This is a genomic window from Psychroflexus torquis ATCC 700755, from assembly GCF_000153485.2.
GTDB classification, from domain to species: Bacteria; Bacteroidota; Bacteroidia; order Flavobacteriales; family Flavobacteriaceae; genus Psychroflexus; species Psychroflexus torquis.
In genome coordinates, this window is the sequence record NC_018721.1 from 1,660,963 (window position 1) to 1,685,563 (window position 24,601).

The 24,601-nt window shown below is 36.3% G+C and carries 16 protein-coding genes and 1 pseudogene; 8 read left to right on the top strand and 9 right to left on the bottom strand.

Features of this window, described 5'->3' with window-relative positions; genetic code table 11:
• The first annotated feature begins 325 nt into the window (after positions 1–325).
• On the top strand, positions 326–1,375 hold the full coding sequence (locus P700755_RS07180) for an NAD(P)-dependent alcohol dehydrogenase (protein WP_015024047.1): 1,050 nt from the start codon (positions 326–328) through the stop codon (positions 1,373–1,375).
• A 64-nt stretch (positions 1,376–1,439) separates the two neighbouring features.
• Here the strand turns inward: P700755_RS07180 and P700755_RS07185 are convergent, their stop codons facing one another.
• Both P700755_RS07185 and P700755_RS20630 read right to left on the bottom strand, forming a co-directional pair.
• Complete coding sequence (locus P700755_RS07185) at positions 1,440–1,802, bottom strand: DUF2237 family protein (RefSeq protein WP_015024048.1); 363 nt, start codon at positions 1,800–1,802, stop codon at positions 1,440–1,442.
• An 896-nt stretch (positions 1,803–2,698) separates the two neighbouring features.
• Positions 2,699–3,079, bottom strand: a pseudogene (locus P700755_RS20630) (IS1595 family transposase); the annotation flags it as partial.
• 294 nt (positions 3,080–3,373) lie between these two features.
• Here P700755_RS20630 and P700755_RS07190 point away from each other — a divergent pair.
• From P700755_RS07190 to P700755_RS20635, 4 genes are all read left to right on the top strand, one after another.
• On the top strand, positions 3,374–4,834 hold the full coding sequence (locus tag P700755_RS07190; protein ID WP_015024049.1) for a sodium:solute symporter family protein: 1,461 nt from the start codon (positions 3,374–3,376) through the stop codon (positions 4,832–4,834).
• A 661-nt stretch (positions 4,835–5,495) separates the two neighbouring features.
• Positions 5,496–7,196 carry a gamma-glutamyltransferase gene (ggt, locus tag P700755_RS07195; protein WP_015024050.1) on the top strand — a complete coding sequence of 567 codons (1,701 nt, stop codon included), beginning with the start codon at positions 5,496–5,498 and terminating at the stop codon, positions 7,194–7,196.
• A 95-nt stretch (positions 7,197–7,291) separates the two neighbouring features.
• Positions 7,292–10,162 (top strand): TonB-dependent receptor, encoded by a 2,871-nt coding sequence (locus tag P700755_RS07200; protein ID WP_015024051.1) that lies wholly within the window; start codon positions 7,292–7,294, stop codon positions 10,160–10,162.
• Positions 10,163–10,686: 524 nt separating this feature from the next.
• The gene (locus P700755_RS20635) at positions 10,687–10,977 is read left to right on the top strand and encodes an SLC5/6 family protein (protein WP_041758213.1); all 291 of its coding nucleotides are present in this window, start codon (positions 10,687–10,689) and stop codon (positions 10,975–10,977) included.
• Between the two features lie 356 nt (positions 10,978–11,333).
• Here the strand turns inward: P700755_RS20635 and P700755_RS07210 are convergent, their stop codons facing one another.
• Positions 11,334–12,194 (bottom strand): aldo/keto reductase, encoded by an 861-nt coding sequence (locus P700755_RS07210; RefSeq protein WP_015024052.1) that lies wholly within the window; start codon positions 12,192–12,194, stop codon positions 11,334–11,336.
• A gap of 17 nt (positions 12,195–12,211) precedes the next feature.
• Complete coding sequence (gene trpS, locus P700755_RS07215; protein WP_015024053.1) at positions 12,212–13,180, bottom strand: tryptophan--tRNA ligase; 969 nt, start codon at positions 13,178–13,180, stop codon at positions 12,212–12,214.
• Between the two features lie 80 nt (positions 13,181–13,260).
• Here trpS and P700755_RS07220 point away from each other — a divergent pair, with 80 nt between their 5' ends.
• The 3 genes from P700755_RS07220 to P700755_RS07230 all read left to right on the top strand — a co-directional run bounded on the left by P700755_RS07220 (position 13,261) and on the right by P700755_RS07230 (position 15,759).
• Positions 13,261–13,998, top strand: coding sequence for a lysophospholipid acyltransferase family protein (locus tag P700755_RS07220; RefSeq protein ID WP_015024054.1), 738 nt, complete (start codon positions 13,261–13,263; stop codon positions 13,996–13,998).
• A gap of 440 nt (positions 13,999–14,438) precedes the next feature.
• Complete coding sequence (locus P700755_RS20410) at positions 14,439–14,780, top strand: ISAon1 family transposase N-terminal region protein (RefSeq protein WP_015024055.1); 342 nt, start codon at positions 14,439–14,441, stop codon at positions 14,778–14,780.
• A gap of 10 nt (positions 14,781–14,790) precedes the next feature.
• The gene (locus tag P700755_RS07230; protein WP_015024056.1) at positions 14,791–15,759 is read left to right on the top strand and encodes an ISAon1 family transposase; all 969 of its coding nucleotides are present in this window, start codon (positions 14,791–14,793) and stop codon (positions 15,757–15,759) included.
• Positions 15,760–15,815: 56 nt separating this feature from the next.
• On the opposite strand, the gene P700755_RS07235 is transcribed toward P700755_RS07230, so the two are convergent.
• The 5 genes from P700755_RS07235 to P700755_RS07255 form a co-directional block, all read right to left on the bottom strand.
• Positions 15,816–16,295: a DUF4199 domain-containing protein gene (locus P700755_RS07235; RefSeq protein WP_015024057.1), complete on the bottom strand. Its 480-nt coding sequence runs from the start codon at positions 16,293–16,295 to the stop codon at positions 15,816–15,818.
• A gap of 15 nt (positions 16,296–16,310) precedes the next feature.
• On the bottom strand, positions 16,311–19,670 hold the full coding sequence (gene secA, locus P700755_RS07240; RefSeq protein ID WP_015024058.1) for a preprotein translocase subunit SecA: 3,360 nt from the start codon (positions 19,668–19,670) through the stop codon (positions 16,311–16,313).
• Between the two features lie 89 nt (positions 19,671–19,759).
• A complete protein-coding gene (locus P700755_RS07245; protein ID WP_003441576.1) occupies positions 19,760–19,981 on the bottom strand; it encodes a DUF2795 domain-containing protein in 222 nt (73 codons plus the stop codon).
• Positions 19,982–21,716: 1,735 nt separating this feature from the next.
• Positions 21,717–22,631 carry a transposase gene (locus P700755_RS07250; RefSeq protein ID WP_041758681.1) on the bottom strand — a complete coding sequence of 305 codons (915 nt, stop codon included), beginning with the start codon at positions 22,629–22,631 and terminating at the stop codon, positions 21,717–21,719.
• Between the two features lie 1,081 nt (positions 22,632–23,712).
• The gene (locus tag P700755_RS07255) at positions 23,713–24,273 is read right to left on the bottom strand and encodes a cob(I)yrinic acid a,c-diamide adenosyltransferase (RefSeq protein WP_015024060.1); all 561 of its coding nucleotides are present in this window, start codon (positions 24,271–24,273) and stop codon (positions 23,713–23,715) included.
• Positions 24,274–24,601: the final 328 nt, after the last annotated feature.

The following is a 24,601-nucleotide window of genomic DNA, read 5'->3' on the forward strand; positions in this document are numbered from 1 at the left end:
TACAGGTTCACAATTATACACTACTATGGTGGAAGTTACTAATATAAAGATTAAACGAGTAAATAATAATAATTTTTAGAGCTATCCGATCTAGAAATGACGGCTAGCTACTTTGAGTTTAAATCTCTCTAGCAAAAGGATAAATTATAGTTGAAGGCAAATTGAGAAATCTCAAAAACAACTTACATCTCTATATTGGCCTTTTAACTTCTGTATGATATACCAATAAAAGAAAAATTAATAAAGATTTAGTGTTTAGGTTAAATCGAAGTCAAAAATTATAAAAACTGCCAAATACATCTTATATTGAAAAAAATGGAAATTTATGAGTCAAGTAAAAGCCTATGGCGCTGAAGCCAATGATGCAGATTTAAAACAGTTAGACATCAAAAGGAGAGAAATTCTTCCTAATGATATACATATAGAAATAGATTATTGTGGTGTTTGCCATAGTGATATACACCAAGTTAGAAACGATTGGAAAAATTCTAAATATCCCGTTATCCCAGGTCATGAAATAATAGGGCATGTTGTCGCTGTTGGAAAAGAGGTTACTAAATTTAAAGAGGGACAAAAAGTAGGGGTTGGATGTATGGTAGATTCTTGCCAAGATTGTGACGCTTGTGATGAAGGCCTAGAACAATATTGTGAAAAAGGAATGACAGCTACTTACAATAGTCCTGATAAACATTTAGGAGGACACACTTTCGGTGGTTATTCAGAGGAAGTCGTAGTAGACGAGAAATTTGTATTAAATGTCTCAGAGAAATTGGACATGAAAGCAGTAGCCCCTTTATTATGTGCTGGTATTACAACGTGGTCACCACTAAAACAATGGAACGTACAAAAAGGAGATAAAGTTGGTGTTGTTGGTCTTGGAGGTCTTGGACATATGGGGATTAAATTCGCTCATGCCCTTGGAACTCATGTCGTTATGATTACAACTTCACCAAACAAGAGTGAAGATGCGGAACGCCTTGGAGCAGATGAAGTATTGGTTTCTAAAAATGAAGAAGACATGAAGAAGCATGCCAATTCATTCGACTTTATATTAAACACTGTCCCTGTGGGTCATGATGTGAATCCATATTTAAACTTACTTAAGCGAGACAAAACCATGTGTTTGGTTGGCGCCATTGAGCCACTCAAAGGAGTGAATGGCGGAGCTTTAATCGTAAAAAGAAAACGACTAGCAGGTTCTCTTATTGGAGGAATTCAAGAAACTCAAGACATGTTAGATTTCTGTGGTGAACATAATATTGTTTCCGATGTGGAGATGATCGATATGCAAAACATCAATACTGCCTTTGAACGAATAGTGAGTTCAGACGTCAAATACAGATTTGTCATTGACATGCAATCTTTAAAAGACTAAAAACGAGTATTCGTTAGATACAAGTTTAATCCCCTTTTGAAATCATTTCAAAAGGGGATTTTTTTTACTCCTTATATTCCCAAGCCTTCAAAGTCTCTAACGAGACATACTCAAGCATTTTTTCATTACAAGATTCTAATCGAAGGTGAAGAGGATGTCCGGCTTCTTTACTTTTTAACCACACTCCCATACAAATACACCACCAATCTCCTGGTTTCAGACCTGGAAAACTCCATTGCGGTTTAGGGCTTACCAAATCGTTCCCTCTAGCTTTGTTCCACTCTAAAAATCCCTCAGTCACTTTTGCCGCAACAATATGGAGACCGGGATCGAGATCGGAATATTTACAAAACCCATCTCGGAAAGCCCCAGTCATAGGATCGTAAGAGCAGGCTAATAACTCAGTACCTAATATATTTTTTATCATTGTTTTTTCTTCTGAATTTGCTGTAAGTTAATCAATAATAGGGAAAGTTAATTAGTTTTAAGGTGAAGAAATGACTTGGATAGGATGCTGAAATTCAGGAAAAGTAAGCTAGTAAAATTCAAATGATGTGTTTAGGTAAACTGAAGTCGGCATAACAAAAAGTCTTTAAAATTAGTGAATACATGTACTTCAATTTAACTTACATAAAATGGGTTTATAATCTAAAAAAAAATCATTTGTTCAAAAATTTTTAAAACTTCAAAATGATGAAGTTATAAACAGTCTTCAGAAATTAAGGCAAGAACAAAACTGAACTCAAAAAAATAATTAAATCCAATAAGTAGAGGTCAACTACAATGCAAGATTGATTGAGCAATGGTAGATTCTAAAAATGGCAAAATGATAAAAACGACAGATTTAAAAACAATAATTCAAAAGTGGAATTAGAAGTTTATTAGTTAGAATTTGCCAAAAGTAAACTCAAAAATATTAATAGTAATTATTCTGTAAAAGCTTATAAAAGAGTAACTCAAAAATTTAGTTAATGGAATTGTTGACACCAAAATGTGTATTAAAGGCAACTAAAAATAGGTCGGATCGAGACCTTAATAAAAGCTTTTTTGTAAGTGAATAAACATGACATACTATTAGAGTTAGTATCTAAAAAATCATCCTATCTATAAAAATATTGAAGATCAAAGAAGTCGTCTGGACTAAGGAATGAAAAACTACCTGCATACCAACAAAGTCAGGTTTGAGTTATACGATAGCTTGACAAGTTAATTTTAATCGGTGGCAACTGAATTTAGGAGTTTTTTTATAGTAAGACAAGTCATTCCTGACTACCTAAGGATGCAGGAAGGTTTTTTTCTACAGAAATACCATTCATCAGCCTAAATCATTCCCTCAAGTGTATAAATCTATTTGCTCCATCGCTTTTCTGATTTTATGTACCATTGCCCAAAAAGGCTCTTAGTGTTTTAGTCCTAACTGTCGTTCAATCTCCGTACTTAAAAAACCCCTTTTTTGTTGAAGTCATAAGGCAAATGGTCTTATACCAAATCATAAAAGAAGGATTAGAATTTTCCATTAGTGTTCCGCTTTTCAAAGTCTATCTAGCCTCACAAGATTTGTACTAATAAGCCCATTTATTTCTTAGCCAGTAGTGCTGGGAATCCCAGCATCTATTTCAAATAACTCCCTCTTTGTCGGTCTGTTTTTTATAGTGTAATTTACAACTCTGCTCATTTGTAAAATGGTACTACAAATGAAAAAATATCCTTATATTAAACTCAATTCTAACAAATATTAGGAATTAGTCAGTAATATTGGAACAATTATGGATATGCACCTTATTCCTAAAATGACGAATAAACCCGGATTATATCATGACAAATTAATATGCACTTAAATAACAAACTCCATAGATGTTTTCAAAAAATTATGTGGCACAACGAGAAGTCTTAAGGAAAAATCCGACTCCCTTATTTTTCCGAAAACAAGATAGCCTGAATGAATTCAATTCAGCTAGGAGAACGGGTCTGCTATCAAATCTGATTTAGTGAATACATATGCAAAGTACAAATATTAGTATCCTTTTTTTAATAATTTACGTTGTGGGAATCATCGCCGTAGGTATTTGGAATAGAAAGAGTGAAAGCAGTGAAGATTTCTTTTTGGCTTCTAGAAAACTCCCTGCTTGGTTATTGGCCATTACTTTTATAGCCTCTTGGTGGGGCGGTGGTTCTGCTATAGATCTTGTAGATCATGCTCACAGAAATGGCATTAGCTCTTTTTGGATTTATGGAGTACCTGTATTGATAGCGACTGCCCTTTTGTTTCTATTTGCGAGAGGAATTAGAAATATAGGTTCTATTTCGCAACCACAACTTATGAAGCAGCGCTACAACAGCACAGTTTCACTGCTACTTACTATTTTTATTATCATTTTTATGGTAATTGCAACAACAGTTCAGGTCATTGTCGTGGGTAAATTCTTCCAGGCATTTTTTGATCTCAGCTATCAAACCGGGGCTATTATAGGTACTCTAATCGTATTGACCTATTCCTTATTTGGCGGCTTTAAAGGCGTAGTGCTCACAGATTTACTTCAGTTTGTATTCTTTTTATTTACCGGTATATTTTTGTTTTATACGGCCTACACCCAGTCTGGCGGTATGGAAGCTGTAAAAGCGACAGCACTTCTCAATAATAAAAGCGGGTACACTTCATTTTTTAGTGACGTTTCTGATAATTTGGCCTATGTTATAACTTTTGGTACTTCGTGGATGATTCAGGCGAATATTTGGCAACGCATTTCTGCTGCAAAGAAATCTACAGACGCCAGAAAGATGATGATCATTAGTTTTTTCGCTTTTGTTCCGCTCTATCTTATGGTGACCTATACAGGCATGTTTGCTTCTGTATTTTATGAAAGCGTTCCAAAAAGCGGAATTGTTCCCAATATGATTAGTAATATTTCAAATCCAGTAATTAGCGCTCTTCTTTTTGTAGGTCTAAGTGCGGCAATTATGTCTACCATGGATTCTCTTATCAATACCGGCGCGCTTTCTTTAACCTTGGATATTTATAAGGTGTATATAAATCCTGGGGCGAGTGCTGCTCATAACGTTACTGTAGGAAGAATCTCTACCTTTATTGTTGGTGCCATCGCTTTATTGATAGCTTTAGAGATAAAATCTGTTTTAACCATCGCATGGATAGGATCTGATTTTTTAACTAGCGGAGCATTTATACCTCTTATACTCGGATTTTTATGGGCAAGGGGTACCGCTACAGCGGCTACAATTTCTATGTTATTCGGGTTGGTGTTTTCTAGTTATAATCTCATGGTAGCTCTTGGTGCTCCCTTTCCCGTTGCCTGGGAAATAGCATCGATTTCACAAGCCGTAATCGGCATTTCCATTTCACTGATTTTGTACGTGGGCTTCAGTTTTATAACTAAAAACGATATGGAAAAAAGCAGAAGCTTTATAAGAAAAGCGAATATCTTAAACAAGAGATACGATTAAAACTCTTTCAGAAAAAAAAATACAAAATTGATAATGTTAATGTGTGCAAATAACGTTCACGTGAAGAGCTTAAGAAAATTATAAGTGTTGTGCGAAAAACAATGTCTTTTTCATAAAAAGTTTGGAATAAATTGGCGTTTTGTAAGGATTGCGTTAAGAGGGTGATAAGTAAAAAAGTAGTAGATAAAACCAATTCCGAAAGCCTCATAGATTTCATTTAACAAGAATCTAATAATAACTTAAGCGTGCTCATCCGTACTTAACTAGGTCATGTCTTTAGCTAAACTTTCTTATATTCATTTTCGGGATAAAATCCATTTCTTCTGTTTAATTAAAGTAATACCAATTTAGTTTTTAAATGTTGCATTAAAAATTTGAATTATACTACGACGTAGCTCAGCACAGGTTTTTTACTTAATTGATGAAAAAAATATAAGCATAGCCATAGTTATGGTTCTATTTTATGACGATTAGTAAGTGAAAAAGAAACTGATTTTATATGACATTTGAATGCTAAATTGGCATAAGCTGGCTTTTGTGATTGCTTTATGTATCTATAGTAATATAACCTTAAGAAAGTCTGTGATTCTTTTTTATTATTCAAAATTTATTTAGAATTTTGAATAATAAAATCAACCCGAATAGCTATTCCGTGCACTTTATGAAAAAACTACTGCTACTTTTTGTCATTTTAAGTCTTGGCGCTTGTAAGAACACCGAAAAACCAATAAATACTTCAGAAACTAAATTTGGACCTATTTCCGATAGTGCCATGGTGGTTTCAGCCCGAGAAGAATCTTCGAGTATTGGACTAGAAATTCTAAAAGAGGGAGGTAATGCCTTTGATGCCATGATGGCTACCGAGATGGCCCTAGCAGTTTCTTATCCTTTTGCTGGAAATTTAGGAGGAGGAGGATTTATGGTTTACCGAAAAGCTAACGGAGAAACGGGATCTTTAGATTATCGTGAAAAGGCACCTCTGGCATCTTCAAAAACAATGTACCTGGATAAAGAGGGTAATGTTATTTCTGAAAAAAGCAAGTTGGGAGGTCTTGCAGTAGGGGTACCTGGTACTGTGGCGGGAATTTTTGCTGTTCACCAGAAAATGGGCTCTATGCCCGTAGGGGAAATCTTAAAACCGGTAATTGCGTTAGCAAAACGAGGATTTGTCGTGACTGAGAAGCAAAGTAAAACACTGGCTAATTACCGGGATTTATTTCTTAAGGAAAATAAGGATACCATTTTATTTGCCAAACCTTATAAGGCAGGCGATACTATTAAAAATCTACAGTTGGCCAAAACCCTAGAACGTATAGTTGCAAACGGCAGGGAGGAATTTTATGGTGGAGAAACAGGTAAAATTATGATTGAATACCTGAAAGAAAAAAATGGAATTATGAGCATGGAAGATTTGCAAAGCTATCAAACCCACTGGCGTGATCCCATCAAGATAAAATATAATGATCTTAGCATAATTTCTATGCCGCCACCTTCAAGTGGTGGAATTGTGCTGGGTCAAATCTTAAAAATGCTGGAATCGCATTCCCTAAAAGAATTTGGTCATAATTCTATAAAAAGTATACAGTTGTTAGTCGAAGCCGAAAGAAGAGCTTATGCCGACAGAAGTTTCTATTTGGGAGATCCAGATTTTGTAGATATTCCTGTTGATACTCTTTTAAGCGAAGCTTATCTTTCTGGCAGAATGGACGATTTTAGTTTTGATAAAGCAACGTCTTCTTCAAGCATAAGCTATGGAGAAATTCCAGGCTATGAAAGCGATGAAACGACCCATTATTCTATAGTAGATAAATTTGGAAATGCCATAGCAGTGACCACCACCTTAAATGGCGCTTATGGTTCTAAAATGTATGTAGAAGAACTTGGCTTTTTTCTGAATAATGAAATGAACGATTTCAGCTCCAAACCTGGAGTGCCCAATATGTTTGGACTTATTGGTGCTGAGGCAAACTCTATAGCACCCGGTAAAAGAATGTTAAGTTCTATGACACCAACCATCGTAGAGAAAAAAGGAAAACTATATATGACGCTAGGCTCTCCCGGAGGTTCTACTATTATTACATCTGTTTTGCAGACCATTCTTAATGTGGAAACATTTGGAATGAGTATGCAAGAAGCTGTAGATGCTCCTCGTTTTCACCACCAGTGGTTGCCAGATGAGGTGCTTTTTGAGCCAAATTCATTTGATGCCGCAATCTTGGATTCTTTAAAGCGAAAAGGCTTCAATATTGATGAAGGAGAATCTAGGATTATTGGGAAAGTAGATGCCATAAGAGTATTACCCGATAATCGATTAGAAGGGGGAGCAGATAGACGAGGGGATGATTCTGCGAAAGGATACTGATTAAAAATACTATAAGGGGAGTTAAATAGCAGTCTTTAAATCGTTATTAATCTACTGAGGCAGTGAAAAATTTTAGATTTGCCGAAAAAATTATAATGAAAAATTATTTGTTAATCTGCTTTCTTTTTTTGGGAAATCTTGTTTTTTCACAAGAGTCAAAAATTAGTGGAACGGTGTTAGATAATCTATCGCAACCAATGCCTGGAGTATCTATAGCTATTAAGGGAACTAATAAGGGTACTATAACAAATTTTGATGGAGAATATGCTGTTGAAGCTTCTCTGGGGCAAACCCTTGTTTTCACTTTTATGGGGTTCGATCCTCGTGAAGTAGTAATAGATCAAACCCTCATAGATATACAGATGGTCGCTGGAACAATGTTGGGGGAAGTAGTCTTGATAGGTTCCCGTAGCCCTAGCCGAACAGTCATAGAATCGGCTGTGCCAGTAGATGTTCTCGATATTAAGAAAATTTCAACAGCTGTACCTCAGGTGAATCTCAATCAGATGCTTAATTATGTGGCCCCCTCATTTACTTCTAATACCCAAACTATTGCAGATGGTACAGATCATATTGATCCAGCGTCTTTAAGAGGACTTGGACCAGATCAGGTTTTAGTGCTTATCAATGGCAAAAGAAGGCATAACTCTTCTTTAATAAATGTGAATGGTTCATTTGGCCGTGGAAGTGTCGGTACAGACCTTAATGCAATCCCAGTTGTAGCTATACAAAGAATTGAAGTCTTAAGAGATGGTGCTGCAGCACAATATGGATCTGATGCCATTGCGGGAGTAATCAATATTGTATTGAATGAATCCGTTGGAGAACTGGACCTAAATATAACTTCGGGAGCAAATTTTTCTAAAAATGCGAATAAGCAAACCGGTGGTATAGATGGAGAAACCATAAACGTTGCTGCCAGTTATGGAATAGGTCTGGGAGATAAAGGTGGGTTTATAAACTTTTCTGGGGATTTTGATTATCGCGAACCTTTTAATCGCATGGCAGAATGGGAAGGCTCTATTTTTAATGCGTATAATGCCATAGAGCGTGTAGGATTGAGCAATGGAATTGATATTTCAAATTTAAGCAATAGCCAAATTCAGCAATTAGGACAGCAAGTTTCTTATTTCGACTCCAATTTTAAAAATGAGATTGCATCCGCGAATGATAGGTCGGCTTTGCAGGATTTACTCAGTATGGATGTAACCGAATCTGAACTGGATGCACGAGGGCAACAACGCAGTGATTATAACATGAGAGTAGGACAATCCGCCCTTCGTGGGGGACGTTTTTTCGCTAATCTTTCCCTACCAATCGATGATGCGGGGACAGAACTTTATTCTTTTGCAGGAATTAGCTCCAGAAGAGGGGAATCTGCAGGTTTCTACAGATTACCAAATCAAAGTCGAACGTATACACCGGTTTATATCAACGGATTTCTTCCACGAATTAATTCAAAAATAAAAGATCAATCTTTAGCAGTTGGTATTAAAGGTATAGTGGGTGATTGGAATGTAGACTTTAGCAATACCTACGGGCAAAATCGGTTTGACTATTTAATTTCAAATACTTCCAATGCCTCTTTAGAAAGTGCATCACCTACAAGTTTTGATGCTGGCGGATTTTCTTTCGCCCAAAACACGACGAATCTAGATATTTCTCAATATTTTGTAGATATCTATAAAGGTCTTAACGTAGCTTTTGGTGCAGAACATCGTTTGGAGAAATACGATATTGTTGCAGGGGAAAGAGCTTCTTACGAGCAGTATACAGAAAATGGTGATGTCATAAACAATGCTACTCAAATTCCAGCACAGGATTTCTTCGGAAATACAAGGAGAGGAGGTTCTCAGGTATTTCCAGGGTTTAGTCCAGAGAACGAAATTTCACGGGAACGTACTAGTATAGGTGGTTATTTTGACGTGGAAGTCGACTTTACAGATAAATTTTTATTGGCCTTTGCCACGAGATTTGAGAACTATTCAGATTTTGGATCTACTATTAATTTCAAGATAGCCTCACGGTATAAACTCAGTGAAAACGTAAATATTAGGGGTTCAGTCAATACTGGTTTCAGGGCGCCATCTTTACATCAATTAAATTTCAATTCAACCTCTACCATTTTTAACGATGAAGGGGAACCCGTACAAGTGGGCACATTTTCAAACGATAGCCGCGCAGCACAATTACTTGGTATTCCAGAGTTGAAAGAAGAAACTTCCAGTAGTTTGAGTGTAGGACTTACCGCAAAAATTCCCGATGCCAATCTTTCTTTCACGGTAGATGGTTATTTTGTTGCTATAGACGACAGGGTGGTTTATACTGGGCAATTTAGAGGGCCAGGAACGGGTACAGAATTAGATCAATTGCTTTCTCAAGCCAATGCAACAGCGGCCGCCTTTTTTGCCAACGCCATAAATACCGAATCTAAAGGTATAGATGCGGTGATTACCCATAATACTGTTTTTGGTAAAAATCTTCGGTTAAAATCAGATCTTGCTGCCACTTTTTCTAAGACAAAACAAGTTGGCGATATTCTGGCTTCTCCCGAATTGGAACGGGCCGGTTTGGTAGACACCTATTTCCCTGAAGATAGCCGCATTTATTTAGAAGAGGCTGTGCCGAGAACAAAGGTTAATTTAAGCAATAGCCTTGCTGCTGGAAAATTCAATTTTTTCCTTAGAAATGTTTACTTCGGAAAAGTGACCGAAGCATCATCAGACCCCTTGAGGCAACAGGAATTTAGTGGAAAAGTAATTACCGACCTGTCTGTAAGCTTTAAAGCAACTGAGGCCTTAACGCTAACCATTGGATCAAATAATATTTTCGATATTTATCCTGAGGCAGCAGATCCTGCTTTTGGAAATCGAAGTAGTGGAAGGTTTGATTGGTCCAGAAGTGCCCAACAATTTGGTTTTTCTGGACGGTTTTTATTTGCAAGGGTAAGTATAAACTTGAAATAGTATCATTAAAAATTTAAAGTAGCTGTTTAAAAGCGAAATATACATCGATAATTGAAGCAAGTCTAAAAGTTATTTTTCAAGGCTTAACAGTTCTGTAGCTTCAGTGATCATTAGACTTCTAAATCGTTTTAAACAGCTACTTTTTTTATTGATCAGAACCAGGAAAATCACTTAAAAATGATCCTTTAAATACCTTGAGAATTGCAGGAAATCTTTCGCTTTTCAGAATTATTTAAAGAGGAATTTTAAGCTGGAAGATCTGCGATTATAACACAAAGTTTTTGGCCTTAAGTTTTAGAATTCTGTAAGTTTAGCCACAGATTTAGATAAAGAGGCGAAATCTCATAAAGAGCTATCCAACCTTGATTTCGAGTTTATAGAAATTAGCACGCTTACGCCAAGGCTAAAATTGGGTAATGAAAAACGACTTTTAAACTGAAGAAAAACCAAGCTGTTATGTCTACCATGGATTCCCTTATCAATACCGGTGAGCTTTCTTTAACCTAAGATGTTTATGAAAATTCATGAATCTTGGGGCGAGTGTGACTCATAACGTTACCATCTTTAGAATCTCTACCTCTATTATTGGTGCGATCGCTTTATTGATGGCTTTAGAAATAAAATCTGTTTTAACTTTCGCATGGATAGAAACTGATTTTCTGACTAGCGGAACATTCATAACTTTAATCCTGGTTTTTTTATGGGCAAAGGGAACAGCTACAGCTGCTACAATTTCTATATTATTCGGGTTGGTGTTTTCAAGTTATAATCTCTTGATAGCTTTTGGTGCTCCCTTCCCGCTGCCTGAAAAATAGCCTCGGTTTCACAAGCCTTAATCGGCATTTCCATTTCACTGATTTTATACGTGGGCTTTAGTTTTGTAACTAAAAACGATCTGGAAAAAAGGAGAAGCCCTATAAAAAAGCGACTATCTTAAACAGGAAATATAATTAAAACTCTTTCAGAAGAAAATATACAGAATTGACAATAAATACGCTAAGATTAAAGTCAATTGTAGGATAACTTAAGTCGTAAAAAAAAGTCAGATATCCAGTTTACAAAAGTTATAAAAAATATTACTGGATAAATTTTGACTTTCCTCGTGTAGAGATGGCAGATATCTTTAATACTAGCCAAGATCCTAAAAAATAAATTTATCTAAAGTTAAGAATTAGTCAACTTCGTGACCCCGTGAAGCCTCCAATATCAAAAACCAATCCTGTAAACTTAACTCCATAGCTAAAGCTTCTTTTAGAGCCTCTAACCTTTTAGGTTGTGTAGTGCCCACAACAGACCTAATCCCAACAGGATGCTTATTTAAAAATGCGATAGCAAGTTGAGCTTTTTCACACTCATACCTTGTTGCCATTTCTCCTAGCACTTTATCTAGAGGTAGATTATCTTCATGTAGCCTATGTAAGCTTCCTAAAGGACTCCAAGCCATCGTTAGAATTTGTTTAGAAAGATGGTGCTGAAGGATATCATTTGTAAAAGGCTTACAATAGTTTAATGAACATTGCAACTGGTGTCCTTCTACTTCGACATGCGCGCTTAATAAATCGATTTGCTGTGCTGTAAAATTAGAAACACCAAAGTGTTTAATTTTGCCTTGTTCTTTCAAATAGATAATAGATTTAGCAATCTCTTGCAGATCCATCAACGGACTTGGCCTATGGAGTAGAAACGCATCTAAATAGTCACAATTCAAATTAGAGATAGATTGCTCTACTTGTGCTATAATATATTCTGAGTCATATTGATAGTGCTTCACTCTATTATTTCGAGCGGAGTTTGACAATTGTAACCCACATTTAGAAATTAACTGAATGGATTCTCGTTTGATTTTACTTTCTGTAAAAGCTATACCAAACTCTGCTTCTGTGGTATAATCACCATAAATATCAGCATGATCGAAGGTGGTTACACCAAGGCTGAGACAGTCTTCAATTTGACTTGCCATTTGGCTGGTGGACAATTGTTTCCCCCATCTACCCCAAGTCATACATCCTTGTATAAGTTTAGAAGTATACATCCGTAATTTTTTTGTTGTTAATAACCAAGTTTATGTCTTACCCGATCTAAGACTCCTCCAGCAACCTCTTTTGCTTTACTAGCGCCTATATTTAACAGTGCGTCGAGTTCTGGTTTATTGTTCATAAAATAATCAAACTTTTTCCGTTCTTCAGAATAAGTAGTGACAATCAAATCGAATAAAGCTTGCTTCGCATGACCATACCCAAAACCTCCAGCTAAGTAGTTTGACTTTAACTCTTCGACTTGAGTTTTAGAGCCTATTAATTTATAAATCTGAAATACATTACACGTTTCAGGATCTTTGGGGTCTTCTAATGGCGTACTGTCCGTTTCGATCTGCATGATTTGTTTGCGCAATTTCTTATCGGTCTGGAAAATAATAATCGCATTGCCTTTAGACTTACTCATTTTAGCACCATCGGTCCCAAGGACATATTTTGAAGATTCAGATAATTTGGCTTCAGGCAGCACAAAGGTCTCGCCATATTGAGCATGGAAACGTTCGGCCACATCTCTGGTCATTTCTATATGTTGTAATTGATCTTTACCAACGGGAATAAATTCAGCATCATAGAGCAAAATATCTGCTGCCATCAACATAGGATAGCTGAATAAGCCAGCATTAACATCGCTCAACCGATCTGATTTGTCTTTAAACGAATGAGCTAGAGTAAGGCGCTGGTATGGAAACATACAGTTTAAGTACCACATGAGTTCAGTCACTTGTGGGACGTCACTTTGCCTATAAAAGGTGGACTTTTCGACATCTAATCCAAAGGCAAGCCAGGTGGCAGCAGTTGCATAGGTGTTTTCTTTTAAGACTTCAGCGTCCTTTATTTGGGTTAGAGAATGTAGATTAGCAATAAATAGAAACGACTCATTCTTTGGAGAATTAGCCATTTCGATAGCAGGGATAATTGCCCCTAATAAATTTCCCAAATGTGGAGTCCCAGTGCTCTGGACACCCGTTAATATTCTAGACATAAAATGGATATATTACAAATTGAGTCAAAGATAAATGTTTTGTTCAACCGAACCCATTCAATTTATTAAATTTGCCATCTATGACATGGATTAAGAATATTTTGATAGTTGTTTGGAGGATTTGGTTTTACGTCATTGTGTTTATAACCCTTGTAATTCTATTGCCTTTTCTACTCGTCACCACATCAAAAGAAAAATGGTATCCTGGTACCTTCCGTATTGGTAAATTTTGGGCGACCATCGTATTATATGGCATGGGCTTTTTTCCAAAAGTAACCTACAATACTCATCTCGATAAGCGAAAGAGCTATATGCTCACCGCTAACCACTCGAGTATGATCGATATTATGATGATGATCTATGTCTCCAAAACTCCTTTTGTATTCATCGGAAAGGGAGAATTAGCAAGACTTCCTGTTTTTGGATTGATCTTTAAACGCTCTTGTATCTTGGTCAACAGAGGAAATGCAAAAAGCAGAAAAAATGCTTTTGTTGAAGCCCAAAGACGCCTAAAAAATGGGGTTAGTATCTGTATTTTCCCTGAAGGTGGCGTCCCCGATGATATTACAAAGGTTCTAGATGAATTTAAAGACGGTGCCTTTCGACTCTCCATAGAGCATCAAATTCCTATTGTGCCCATCTCATTTCCCGATAGTAAAAAAAGATTCCGCTATTGCTTTACCTCAGGAAGTCCAGGTGTTTTAAGAGCTGTTGTTCACCCTCTAATTCATACCAAAGGAGTTGAACTCACTTTTAAAAACCGTAAGCGTCTTAAACAAGAAACTGCTGAAGCTATAGCCTCCAAACTTTACTGGTAACACTTACTTCCTATTATATTTACGCTAAGCTTTTGATATGGCATAATGCCAAGTTATCTTAGGAATAGTATACAAATTGAAAATGAAGATAGGTTTTATGTTGATTTATCCATTAATTATAGAACATCATAAGTAGAGTTTTTTAATAAAAATCAAACAATTGATTTAAATGAACCTGGGATCTTTAAGATGTTGCAAAACTCGAACTTTATCAATTCCATAGTGGCCCAAGCATCGGTTATTCTATGTTTGCTTCTGATAATCATAAAGAATCTGTTAGATTTTAGATAAGTGACGACATAAACTCCTCCACTAATACCTGGGATCCTGACTATTTGATAGTATGGAAAAACTGAAAACCACTTGAAATTTCAAGCAATCTTGGGTCAAGATTTATTTTAGGGGGATTCGTTTATCTTAGCCTTATAAAATAATAGAATTTGAGTCTAGATTTAGTTAGTTATTTATTGCCAAAAGGCATCTTAGAGTACTTTGATATTATAAAACATGAGTCTACTGAGGATAAGATTCATTTCTATTTGGAAGAGAAGAATACACTACCCCAAGACTATGAATCGGAACTCTCTCATTCCAAAGGTTTCTCCCCTGAAATAATAATTGAGGATTTTCCACTCAGAGGAAAATCAGTATTACTTCACATAAAACGGAGGCGCTGGACGCTTGTTGATACAGGTAAGATTGTAAAAAGGGATTGGAATTTAATAGCAAAAGGCACTCGTATCACCAGCGAGTTTGCCTCTTTTTTAAAAGGTATCGCTTGATACCCATGCTGTGAGTGCCAAGCGTTTTGGAGATTATTATAAAATCAATGGTAGGATTCTTCAATATCATTACAAAAACCATCTTAGCGATTTTAAAGATTGGATACAAAAAGAACATGCACAAGATTGGCTACTCTACCCAGAGAATATCGGCACATATTTAAGTCTAGACGAAACCTCTTTATCTAATGGTGAGCTATACACCATCTTAACCAACAAGAATGCTCAGGGTAAAAAAGGGAGTATAGTTGCTATTGTAAAAGGAACCAGAGCCATTGATGTCATTAATATACTCAATAAGATCCCTCTAGAGAGACGAAATGTGGTAGAAGAAGTTACAGTTGATATGGCAGGTAGCATGAATTTAATTGCTAAAAAATGTTTTCCTAAAACAGAACTAGTTACCGATAGATTTCATGTCCAAAAATTAGCCTCAGAAGCAGTACAAGAAGAGCGTATACGATTAAGGTGGGAAATCATGGAGCAGGAAAACAGCGATATACTAGAGGCTCGTAAGAAAGGACGTACATATAAGTTTGAACTTCTGGGCAATGGAGATACGCACAAACAACTACTCGCTAGAAGCAGATATTTATTGTTCAAATCCAAAACAAAATGGACAGTAAGACAGAGAGAAAGGGCTGAAATTCTATTTAAATTATACCCAAGCATTGAAAAAGCATACAATTTAGCGCAAGGATTAACCTATATCTTTGAAAACAATACACATAAAGATGTTGCCAGATTAAAGTTAGCACATTGGTATGATAAAGTTGAAAAATCTCAGTTCAAATCATTTAGTACGATTGCCAGGTCTATCCAAATGCATTATGTACCCATATTGAACTACTTCAATAATAGAAGCACAAACGCTTCAGCAGAATCTTTTAATGCCAAAATTAAAGAGTTCAGAGCACAGTTTAGAGGCGTTAGAGATGTGAAATTCTTTCTATATAGATTAACTAAATTATTTGCTTAATCGAGACTGCTCCCCTAAAATATTGTTTGATCCGCAATCTTTCCATTCTGGCTATATCAAGGCTTTTTATTCTTTAGAACTAACGCGATGATTGCCGAAAAGAAAACTCCAGATCCTAAGTTATTAAAAATCGCTTGACTGATATAGCTGTTGAGATTGTAAATTTGTTCTAAGCCTTCCCTCGGAATCCCTTGCGCTGCTCTTACCTCTACAATATTTGAAAAGAATTCTGGGGTCACAAGTTCTACCATGGTGTAAACAGATGCTGGAGACAAGCCTCCAATTACCGCTGAAAGGACTACACCTGAAATAAATGCCTTTTGCCAGGTAATTTCACCTTTGTAATAACGCTCTCGCTTTTCACGTATCGCTAACACATACACCAAAATTTGAGGAACCATCAGCCAGAACGAAAATATAGCTTGACTACTGACGTGTTCATCATGGTAGCCTAAGTATTTTTCTAAATAAACCCAAGCGATACTAATAGCCGTGTATACAGAAGCCCACTTTAATTCAATTTCAAATTTCTTCATCCTTGAATCTTGACATTAATGGTTCATCAATACCCACTCTCCTTTATCGATTAAAGGAATCGCTTGCTTATACTTCATGGATTTTTCTTCTCCAGAACCCACATGCTTTATAGTCACTTTATCATTTCTCCCAATTTTTGGCTGCTCTCTAACAATGGTTTCGACAACCTGCTGTTGTTGGCTAGCCTGAGCACCAGCCTTTCTAGATTGAGCTGCACGCTCGTCTAAATTTTGGATCTCTTCTTTTTCTGTCTGTAGCTGCTCTTTGGAATTTCGCTGCCTAGCCTCGGTGATTTGATCTGGTTCACGCTGCGGTAACTCTCCTTTCAACAAGAAAGAAATCACCTCTTTATTCACCTCTTCAATCATGACTTTAAAAAGTTCAAAAGCTTCGAACTTATAGATCAATAAAGGGTCTTTTTGTTCGTGAACAGCCAATTGAACACTTTGCTTTAACTCATCCATTTTACGAAGGTGGTTTTTCCAAGCTTCATCGATAATGGCTAAAGAAATATTCTTTTCAAAGTCTGTAATCAAGTCTTTACCTTCAGTTTCGTAAGCTCTCTTTAAGTTTGTAACGACTTGAAGTGTCTTTTGGCCATCGGTAAATGGAACTGCAATACGTTCAAATTTTTCTCCCCGCTTCTCAAACACTTGTTTGATCACTGGAAAAGCCTCTTCAGCATTGTTTATCATCTTAGCTTTGTAGTTTTCATAAGCTTGTTTATAAACAATTCCAGCCGTTTTTTGAACAGGTTGTTTTTCAAATTCTGCTTTAGATACTGGAGAGTTCATCGAAAAGAAACGAATCAACTCAAACTCAAAGTTTTCAAAGTCAGTATTGGCATTATTGAAATCTGTGATCACCTCGGCAGTGTCGAAAATCATATTGGCAATATCGATTCTCAATCGCTCACCATAAAGTGCGTTATAACGTCTCTTATAGATAACTTCTCTTTGAGCGTTCATCACATCATCATACTCCAGCAAACGCTTACGGATGCCGAAGTTGTTTTCTTCTACTTTTTTCTGAGCGCGTTCTATAGATTTTGAGATCATAGAATGCTGGATCACTTCTCCCTCTTCCAAGCCCATTCTATCCATCAATTTGGCAATCTTCTCACTACCAAATAAACGCATCAAATTATCTTCTAGGGATACATAAAACTGAGAGCTTCCTGGGTCTCCTTGACGACCAGCACGTCCTCTCAACTGTCTATCGACACGTCTAGAATCGTGGCGCTCTGTACCGATGATAGCTAAACCACCAGCATCTTTTACATCTTTAGACAATTTAATATCCGTACCACGGCCAGCCATATTGGTTGCTATAGTTACAATACCTCCTTTACCAGCTTCCGCGACAATGTCTGCTTCGCGTTTGTGCAATTTAGCATTCAATACATTATGGGGAACCGAGCGTAATTTCAACATACGACTCAGTAATTCTGAAATTTCTACAGAAGTAGTTCCTATTAATATAGGTCTGCCTTTTGCCGAAAGTAATGCCACTTCGTCGATAATGGCATTGTATTTTTCACGCTTAGTCTTAAAGACTTTGTCTTGTTTATCGTCTCTAGAGATGGGCTTATTAGTTGGAATTTCCATGACATCCAACTTGTAGATCTCCCAGAATTCTCCAGCTTCCGTCATTGCTGTACCCGTCATCCCAGATAACTTGTTGTACATTCTAAAGTAATTCTGAAGTGTTACCGTAGCAAATGTTTGGGTTGCATCTTCAATCTTTACATTTTCTTTGGCTTCAATCGCTTGATGAAGACCATCAGAATAACGACGCCCGTCCATAATCCTACCGGTTTGCTCATCCACAATTTTCACCTTGTTTTCCATCACCACATATTCGGTGTCTTTTTCAAACAAGGTATAGGCTTTCAGCAACTGTCTTAGCGTATGGATTCGTTCACTCTTAATGCTAAAATCTCTATATAACTCTTCTTTTTTCTCTGCTTCTTCTTCTTTAAGTAAACCTTGCTTTTCGATTTGAGCGATTTCCACCCCGATTTCAGGCATTACAAAGAAGTCTTTATTATCCTCTCCAGAAAGGAAATCGATTCCTTTATCGGTCAGGTCTATCTGGTTGCTTTTCTCTTCAATAGTAAAATACAGTTCGGCATCAACCTTATGCATTTCCCTATTGTTGTCTTGCATATAAAAGTTTTCAGTTTTCTGGAGCAATTGCTTCACCCCTTCTTCACTTAAAAATTTAATTAAGGCCTTATTTTTTGGCAAACCACGAAATACTCTCAGCAGTTGTAGTCCACCTTCTTTGGTTTCGCCTTCTTTGATCTGTTTTTTGGCTATTGCTAAAACACCAGTTAAGTGTTTACGTTGAACTTCAACAATTTGAGCAATTTGCGGTTTTAAATTTTCAAACTCATGCACGTCTCCTTTTGGGACCGGTCCAGAAATAATTAAAGGTGTTCTAGCATCATCGATCAACACAGAATCCACCTCATCCACAATCGCATAATGGTGTGGACGCTGTACCAAATCATCTGGAGAATGACTCATGTTATCTCTCAGATAATCAAAACCAAATTCGTTGTTGGTGCCATAGGTGATATCAGCATTATAAGCTTTCCGTCTAGCTTCGGAATTAGGCTTATAGTAGTCTATACAATCCACGCTTAAACCATGAAATTCAAACATAGGGGCCATCCAAGCACTATCTCTTTTAGCCAAGTAATCATTCACTGTAACTAAGTGAACGCCATCACCACTTAAAGCGTTTAGGTACATCGGCAAGGTCGCCACTAAGGTTTTACCTTCTCCCGTTTGCATTTCAGCAATTATGCCTTGGTGCATAGCAATACCTCCTATCAATTGAACATCATAATGAATCATGTCCCAAGTAATTGGCTTACCAGCGGCATCCCAAGAATTATTCCAAATGGCTTTGTCGCCGTCTAGGCTCACATAGCCTTTGGAAGCTGAAAGTGTTCTGTCAAATTCTGTAGCACTGGCTTCTAGACTTGTATTATGAAAAAAACGTTTGGCAGTTTCTTTCACCGTCGCAAAAGCTTCAGGAAGAATATCATTAAGAACCTCTTCAGTCGTTTTATAAATTTCAGCCTTTAAATCATCGATTTCACCATAAAAGTTTTCTTTCACATCAATATCTGGCTCATCTTCAGCCTTCTCCTCAAGCGCATCGATTTGAGACTGCAAGTCTGCTGTGGCTTCTTTAATAATCGTCTTAAAACGAGAGGTGTTTTGACGGAGTTCGTCTATGCTTAGCGCTTCAAACTGACTTTCGAAACTTTTGATTTGATCAACAATTGGAGTAATAGCTTTAAGATCTTTCTTGGTCTTATCGCCTACAAATACTTTTAATACAGAATCTAAAACACCCATATGTGGTTTTATTAATTTAGTAATCCAAAGGTAACGAAAAAAAAAAGTCTCTTTACGAGACTTTTAGTGTGAATTTGAGAAAAGGAAAGTTAATATTCGTCTTCGTTCCAAAGATAATCGTCATCTGTGGGATAATCTGGCCAGATTTCCTCTATAGAGTCGTACGTGTCGCCTTCATCTTCTATGGATTGTAAATTTTCTACAACCTCAAGTGGTGCACCAGTTCGTATGGCATAATCAATCAATTCATCTTTGGTTGCTGGCCAAGGGGCATCACTTAGGTAGGAAGCAAGTTCTAAAGTCCAATACATTGTAAGGATATTTTAATTTTTGCAAATGTAATTTTTTTAGCTAAACGGTCAACATTTTTAAGAATTATTTCAACCTAAAATTTAGCTAAGCCTCTGATTTCAAAATGCTTTTGAATTTGATCATTTCAAATTTCAAATTTAGTAGTTAAAGGATTTTAAATTTAGTTGCTTCTGAATATACTGGATGGTAAACGGAATAATTAATGTCGAATACTGAACACTGAATAACGAATGATGAACAGTGAATAGTCTTGAGAGGTGAGTGGTGAGTTAAAATAATTTTGAATTCTTAATTAAAAATTATTAATTTAACGAATGTCCGTTCGAGTGAATTTTGCTTTTGAAAAAAGTGGGATTTGTATCGAGAACTCTTTTTAGCTCATAACTTCAAAGCACTTCTCGATACAATTTTCTGTCGAAAATCACTCGAAGTGACAAGTGAGTCGTGAGTCTTGAGAGGTGAACTGGTAGACTAGTGGCTGAGATCTCTCGTCACTGCGTTTCCCTCGAGATGACAATTGCAGCCTCGAGGCTTAAAGTTTCTCGAAAGCTAGGAAACGGCCTACTAAATTAAGCCGTAAAAATTGAAGCAAAAGCCTCGTAAAATTTTAGACTGTTTGAAGCTGTTTTTTACAGCTGAGTTTCTAAAATTTAGAGGGTGAGCGATAATTTTAGGAAGAATTTCGTAAGCCTAGATTTTTTTGGTTCGTTTTTTCATCAATGGAAAAAATGAATGAAAGCACTAATTTTATCTAGAACTCGATAAAACTCATAACTTCAAAGCACTTCTCGATACAATTTTCTAACGAAAATCACTCGAAGTGACAAGTGAGTCATGAGTGGTGAGAGGTGAACTGGTAGACTAGTGGCTGAGATCTCTCGTCACTGCGTTTCTGTCGGAATGACAATTTCAGCCTCGAGGCTTAAAGTTCCACGATACAAAGAAAACCGGCCTACTAAATTAAGCCGTAAAAATTGAAGCAAAAGCCTCGCAAAATTTTAGACTGTTTGAAGCTGTTTTTACAGCTGAGTTTCTAAAATTTAGAGGGTGAGCGATAATTTTAGGAAGAATTTCGTGAGCCTAGATTTTTTTGGTTCGTTTTTTCATCAATGGAAAAAATGAATGAAAGCACTAATTTTATCTAGAGCTCGTCTAATCTCAAGACTTCAAAGCACTTCTCGATAAAATTTTCTATCGAAAATCACTCGAAGTGACAAGTGAGTCGTGAGTGGTGAGTCTTGAGAGGTGAACTGGTAGACTAGTGGCTGAGATCTCTCGTCACTGCGTTTCCCTCGAGATGACAATTGCAGCCTCGAGGCTTAAAGTTTCTCGAAAGCTAGGAAACGGCCTACTAAATTAAGCCGTAAAAATTGAAGCAAAAGCCTCGTAAAATTTTAGACTGTTTGAAGCTGTTTTTACAGCTGAGTTTCTAAAATTTAGAGGGTGAGCGATAATTTTAGGAAGAATTTCGTGAGCCTAGTCTTTTTTGTTTCTCCCGACCCTTCGGGATTGGGCGATGCAAAAAAGAAAAGGAAAGTAATTTTATCTAAAGCTTAAATAAGCAGTTACGCTTAAAGCCAAAATACATCACCTAAAAAGATTCCGCATCGCGGCTATCACCTTGCACGGAATAACAAGTTTCTCGAAAGTTAGAAAACGACCTATTGAATAAAGATTGCTGAATACAGAATAACGAATAAAAAATAACGAATAATGAACAGTGAATAATGCGAATCAAGAGTTAAACAATAGTGTTATAAATGCTGCTGCCAGTCGACCATAAACATGTAGATTTAAGCCTTTAGTAGATCTTACTTTGCTAGCTTTTTGTATGTCTGATTTTTCAATAAGCCAACTAAATAGCGCTTCAATTGGTTGTCTAATTTTGGATACAGCTCTTGAATATAAATCGTTTGCAGCGCGATCAAACTTTTTTAAAACATCGGGCATTCCTTTTACAGCCTTCACTGGTGTTAACATTTCCGAATTAAAATTAGCATACATATCTGTGAAAAAACTTTTAGATTGATATATTTTATCCCCAAAAAACGTTCGATTTTCTTTTTCTGACCAAGCTTCTTTAAATAGCGCAAAGTCGTTTACAGAAGCCGCAGTAAATATAATTTGTTCTGGATGTGGTAATTTAGTTGGGTTACAAAACCCTAAAGCATGCAATTTCATTCCATAATAATACATGCTTTTTGTGGAGCAAAATCCTTTATCTGTAATCTCGGGTGCAACTTTACCCGAGCGTTTTCCAGAGCAAGTGACAATAGGCATTGAATCTAATACGCTAAATTTTGTCGAACATTCCTTTGGTGTAAATTCGGTTAAAATCATACTTACAAGAGTATTCATAACATTAGAAAGCCTATTTATTCTGCGGTTAAAAGCTTGATAGCTACCTAAATCTGGAAACCAACTCAATAAATACTCACTTGCAAATTGATGTATTTTATTCATTTTAAAAATCCCTTGATGCTCCATTACAAATAGATAAATCGTGACGATTTCTTGATCTGTAAGTTTTGGAGTATTATTATTGCTAAAACGCATAGATTCGAATTGTAGCTGTTCATCAAACTTTTTACATACATAATCATATAATTTTACTAACTTATAATCCTTGTTATTGCTCTTTGTATTCAAAATAATCTCGTTGAAATTGACTATTAAGATACTGAAAATCAACCTCTTAAACAAGTTTAAGAGGTTGATTTTCAACTAATTAAACTTGTTTTTTATCTTTATTTCAAACCTTGATTCGCATGAATAGTCTTGAGAGGTGAGTTTGAATATATGTCAGTTCGAGTGAAATTTGTATCGAGAACTCGATAAAACTCATAACTTCAAAGCACTTCTCGATACAATTTTCTGTCGAAAATCACTCGAAGTGACAAGTCAGTGGTGAGTCTTGAGAGGTGAACTGGTAGACTAGTGGCTGAGATCTCTCGTCACTGCGTTTCCTTCGAGATGACAATTGCAGCTTCGAGGCTTAAAGTTTCTCGAAAGCTAGGAAACGGCCTACTAAATTAAGCCGTAAAAATTGAAGCAAAAGCCTCGTAAAATTTTAGACTGTTTGAAGCTGTTTTTTACAGCTGAGTTTCTAAAATTTAGAGGGTGAGCGATAATTTTAGGAAGAATTTCGTGAGCCTAGTCTTTTTTGTTTCTCCCGACCCTTCGGGATTGGGCGATTCAAAAAAGAAAAGGAAAGTAATTTTATCTAAAGCTTAAATAAGCAATTACGCTTAAAGCCAAAATACATCACCTAAAAAGATTCCGCATCGCGGCTATCACCTTGCACGGAATGACAATTCAAATTTTAATAAAAAAAGACAAAAGGATAGTTAGAAAACGCCCTATTGAATAAAGATTGCTGAACACTGAACACAGAATAAAGAATATCGAATTAGAGACATTTAAAATTACACTTTCGTTTTATCATTCGACTATGCGGTTACTCGAATACACAAAACTCCTCAACTCGATAAAATAACGAATAGTGAATAATTAATATTGAAGTAAAGAAATTTAAAAGAATACTTCTATTTTATAAGAGTCAAAACAAAAACAAATACTGAATATCGAATAATTAATATTGAAGTAAAGAAGTTTAAGAAAACACTCCTGTTTTATAAGAGTCAAACACTTCAAAATAATCAACTATGCAATTACTCGCTAACTCGAAACTTTTTAACTCGCAAACTCACCACTATTAAACCATCATCTCCTACTTAGAAGTATCAGGAATCCACTTTACCTCATCGGCATTTTTCTGCTTAGCGATACATCTTGCTAAGACAAAAAGGTAATCTGAAAGTCGATTTAAATACTGAAGTACCTTATCATCGAAAGGCTCTAAATTGAACAAGGCCGTACAAACACGCTCTGCACGTCGACACACTGTTCTGGCAACATGGCAATGAGACACTGATGCATGTCCACCTGGCAAAACGAAATGAGTCATTTCTGGTAAATCTGCATTCATCCTGTCGATTTCATTCTCCAAAAAGAGAATGTCTTCTTCTTTAAGCTTTGGAATTTTATTTGCATTGGAGGCTTTCCCCGGATCTGAAGCCAAAATAGCACCAACGGTAAATAGCTTTTCTTGTATAATGATTAAACCCATTTTAGAGTCTGCATCTAGATCCTGATCACGGACCAAGCCGAGGTTTGCATTTAACTCATCGACTGTTCCATAACTATCGATACGGATATTGTGTTTAGCAACACGTTTACCGCCAAACAGCGAAGTCGTCCCTTTATCTCCAGTTTTAGTATATATTTTCATTGCTCTCAATTTTTCATCAAAGATAACGATATGAAGGGTATAAGAAGACCTCTAAACAAATTCATAATTTTGAATTTTTAACTGGATAAATGTCAGTTCGAGTGAATTTTGCTTTTGAAAAAAGTGAAATTTGTATCGAGAACTCTTTTTAGCTAATAACTTAAAACTACTTCTCGATACAATTTTCTATCGAAAATCACTCGAAGTGACAACCTTGAGGCGTCAAATTTCTAGATACAAAGAAAAACGGCCTACTAAATTCAGCTGTAAAAATTGAAGCAAGAGCCTCGTGAAATTTTAGACTGTTTGAGGCTGTTTTTCAGCCGAG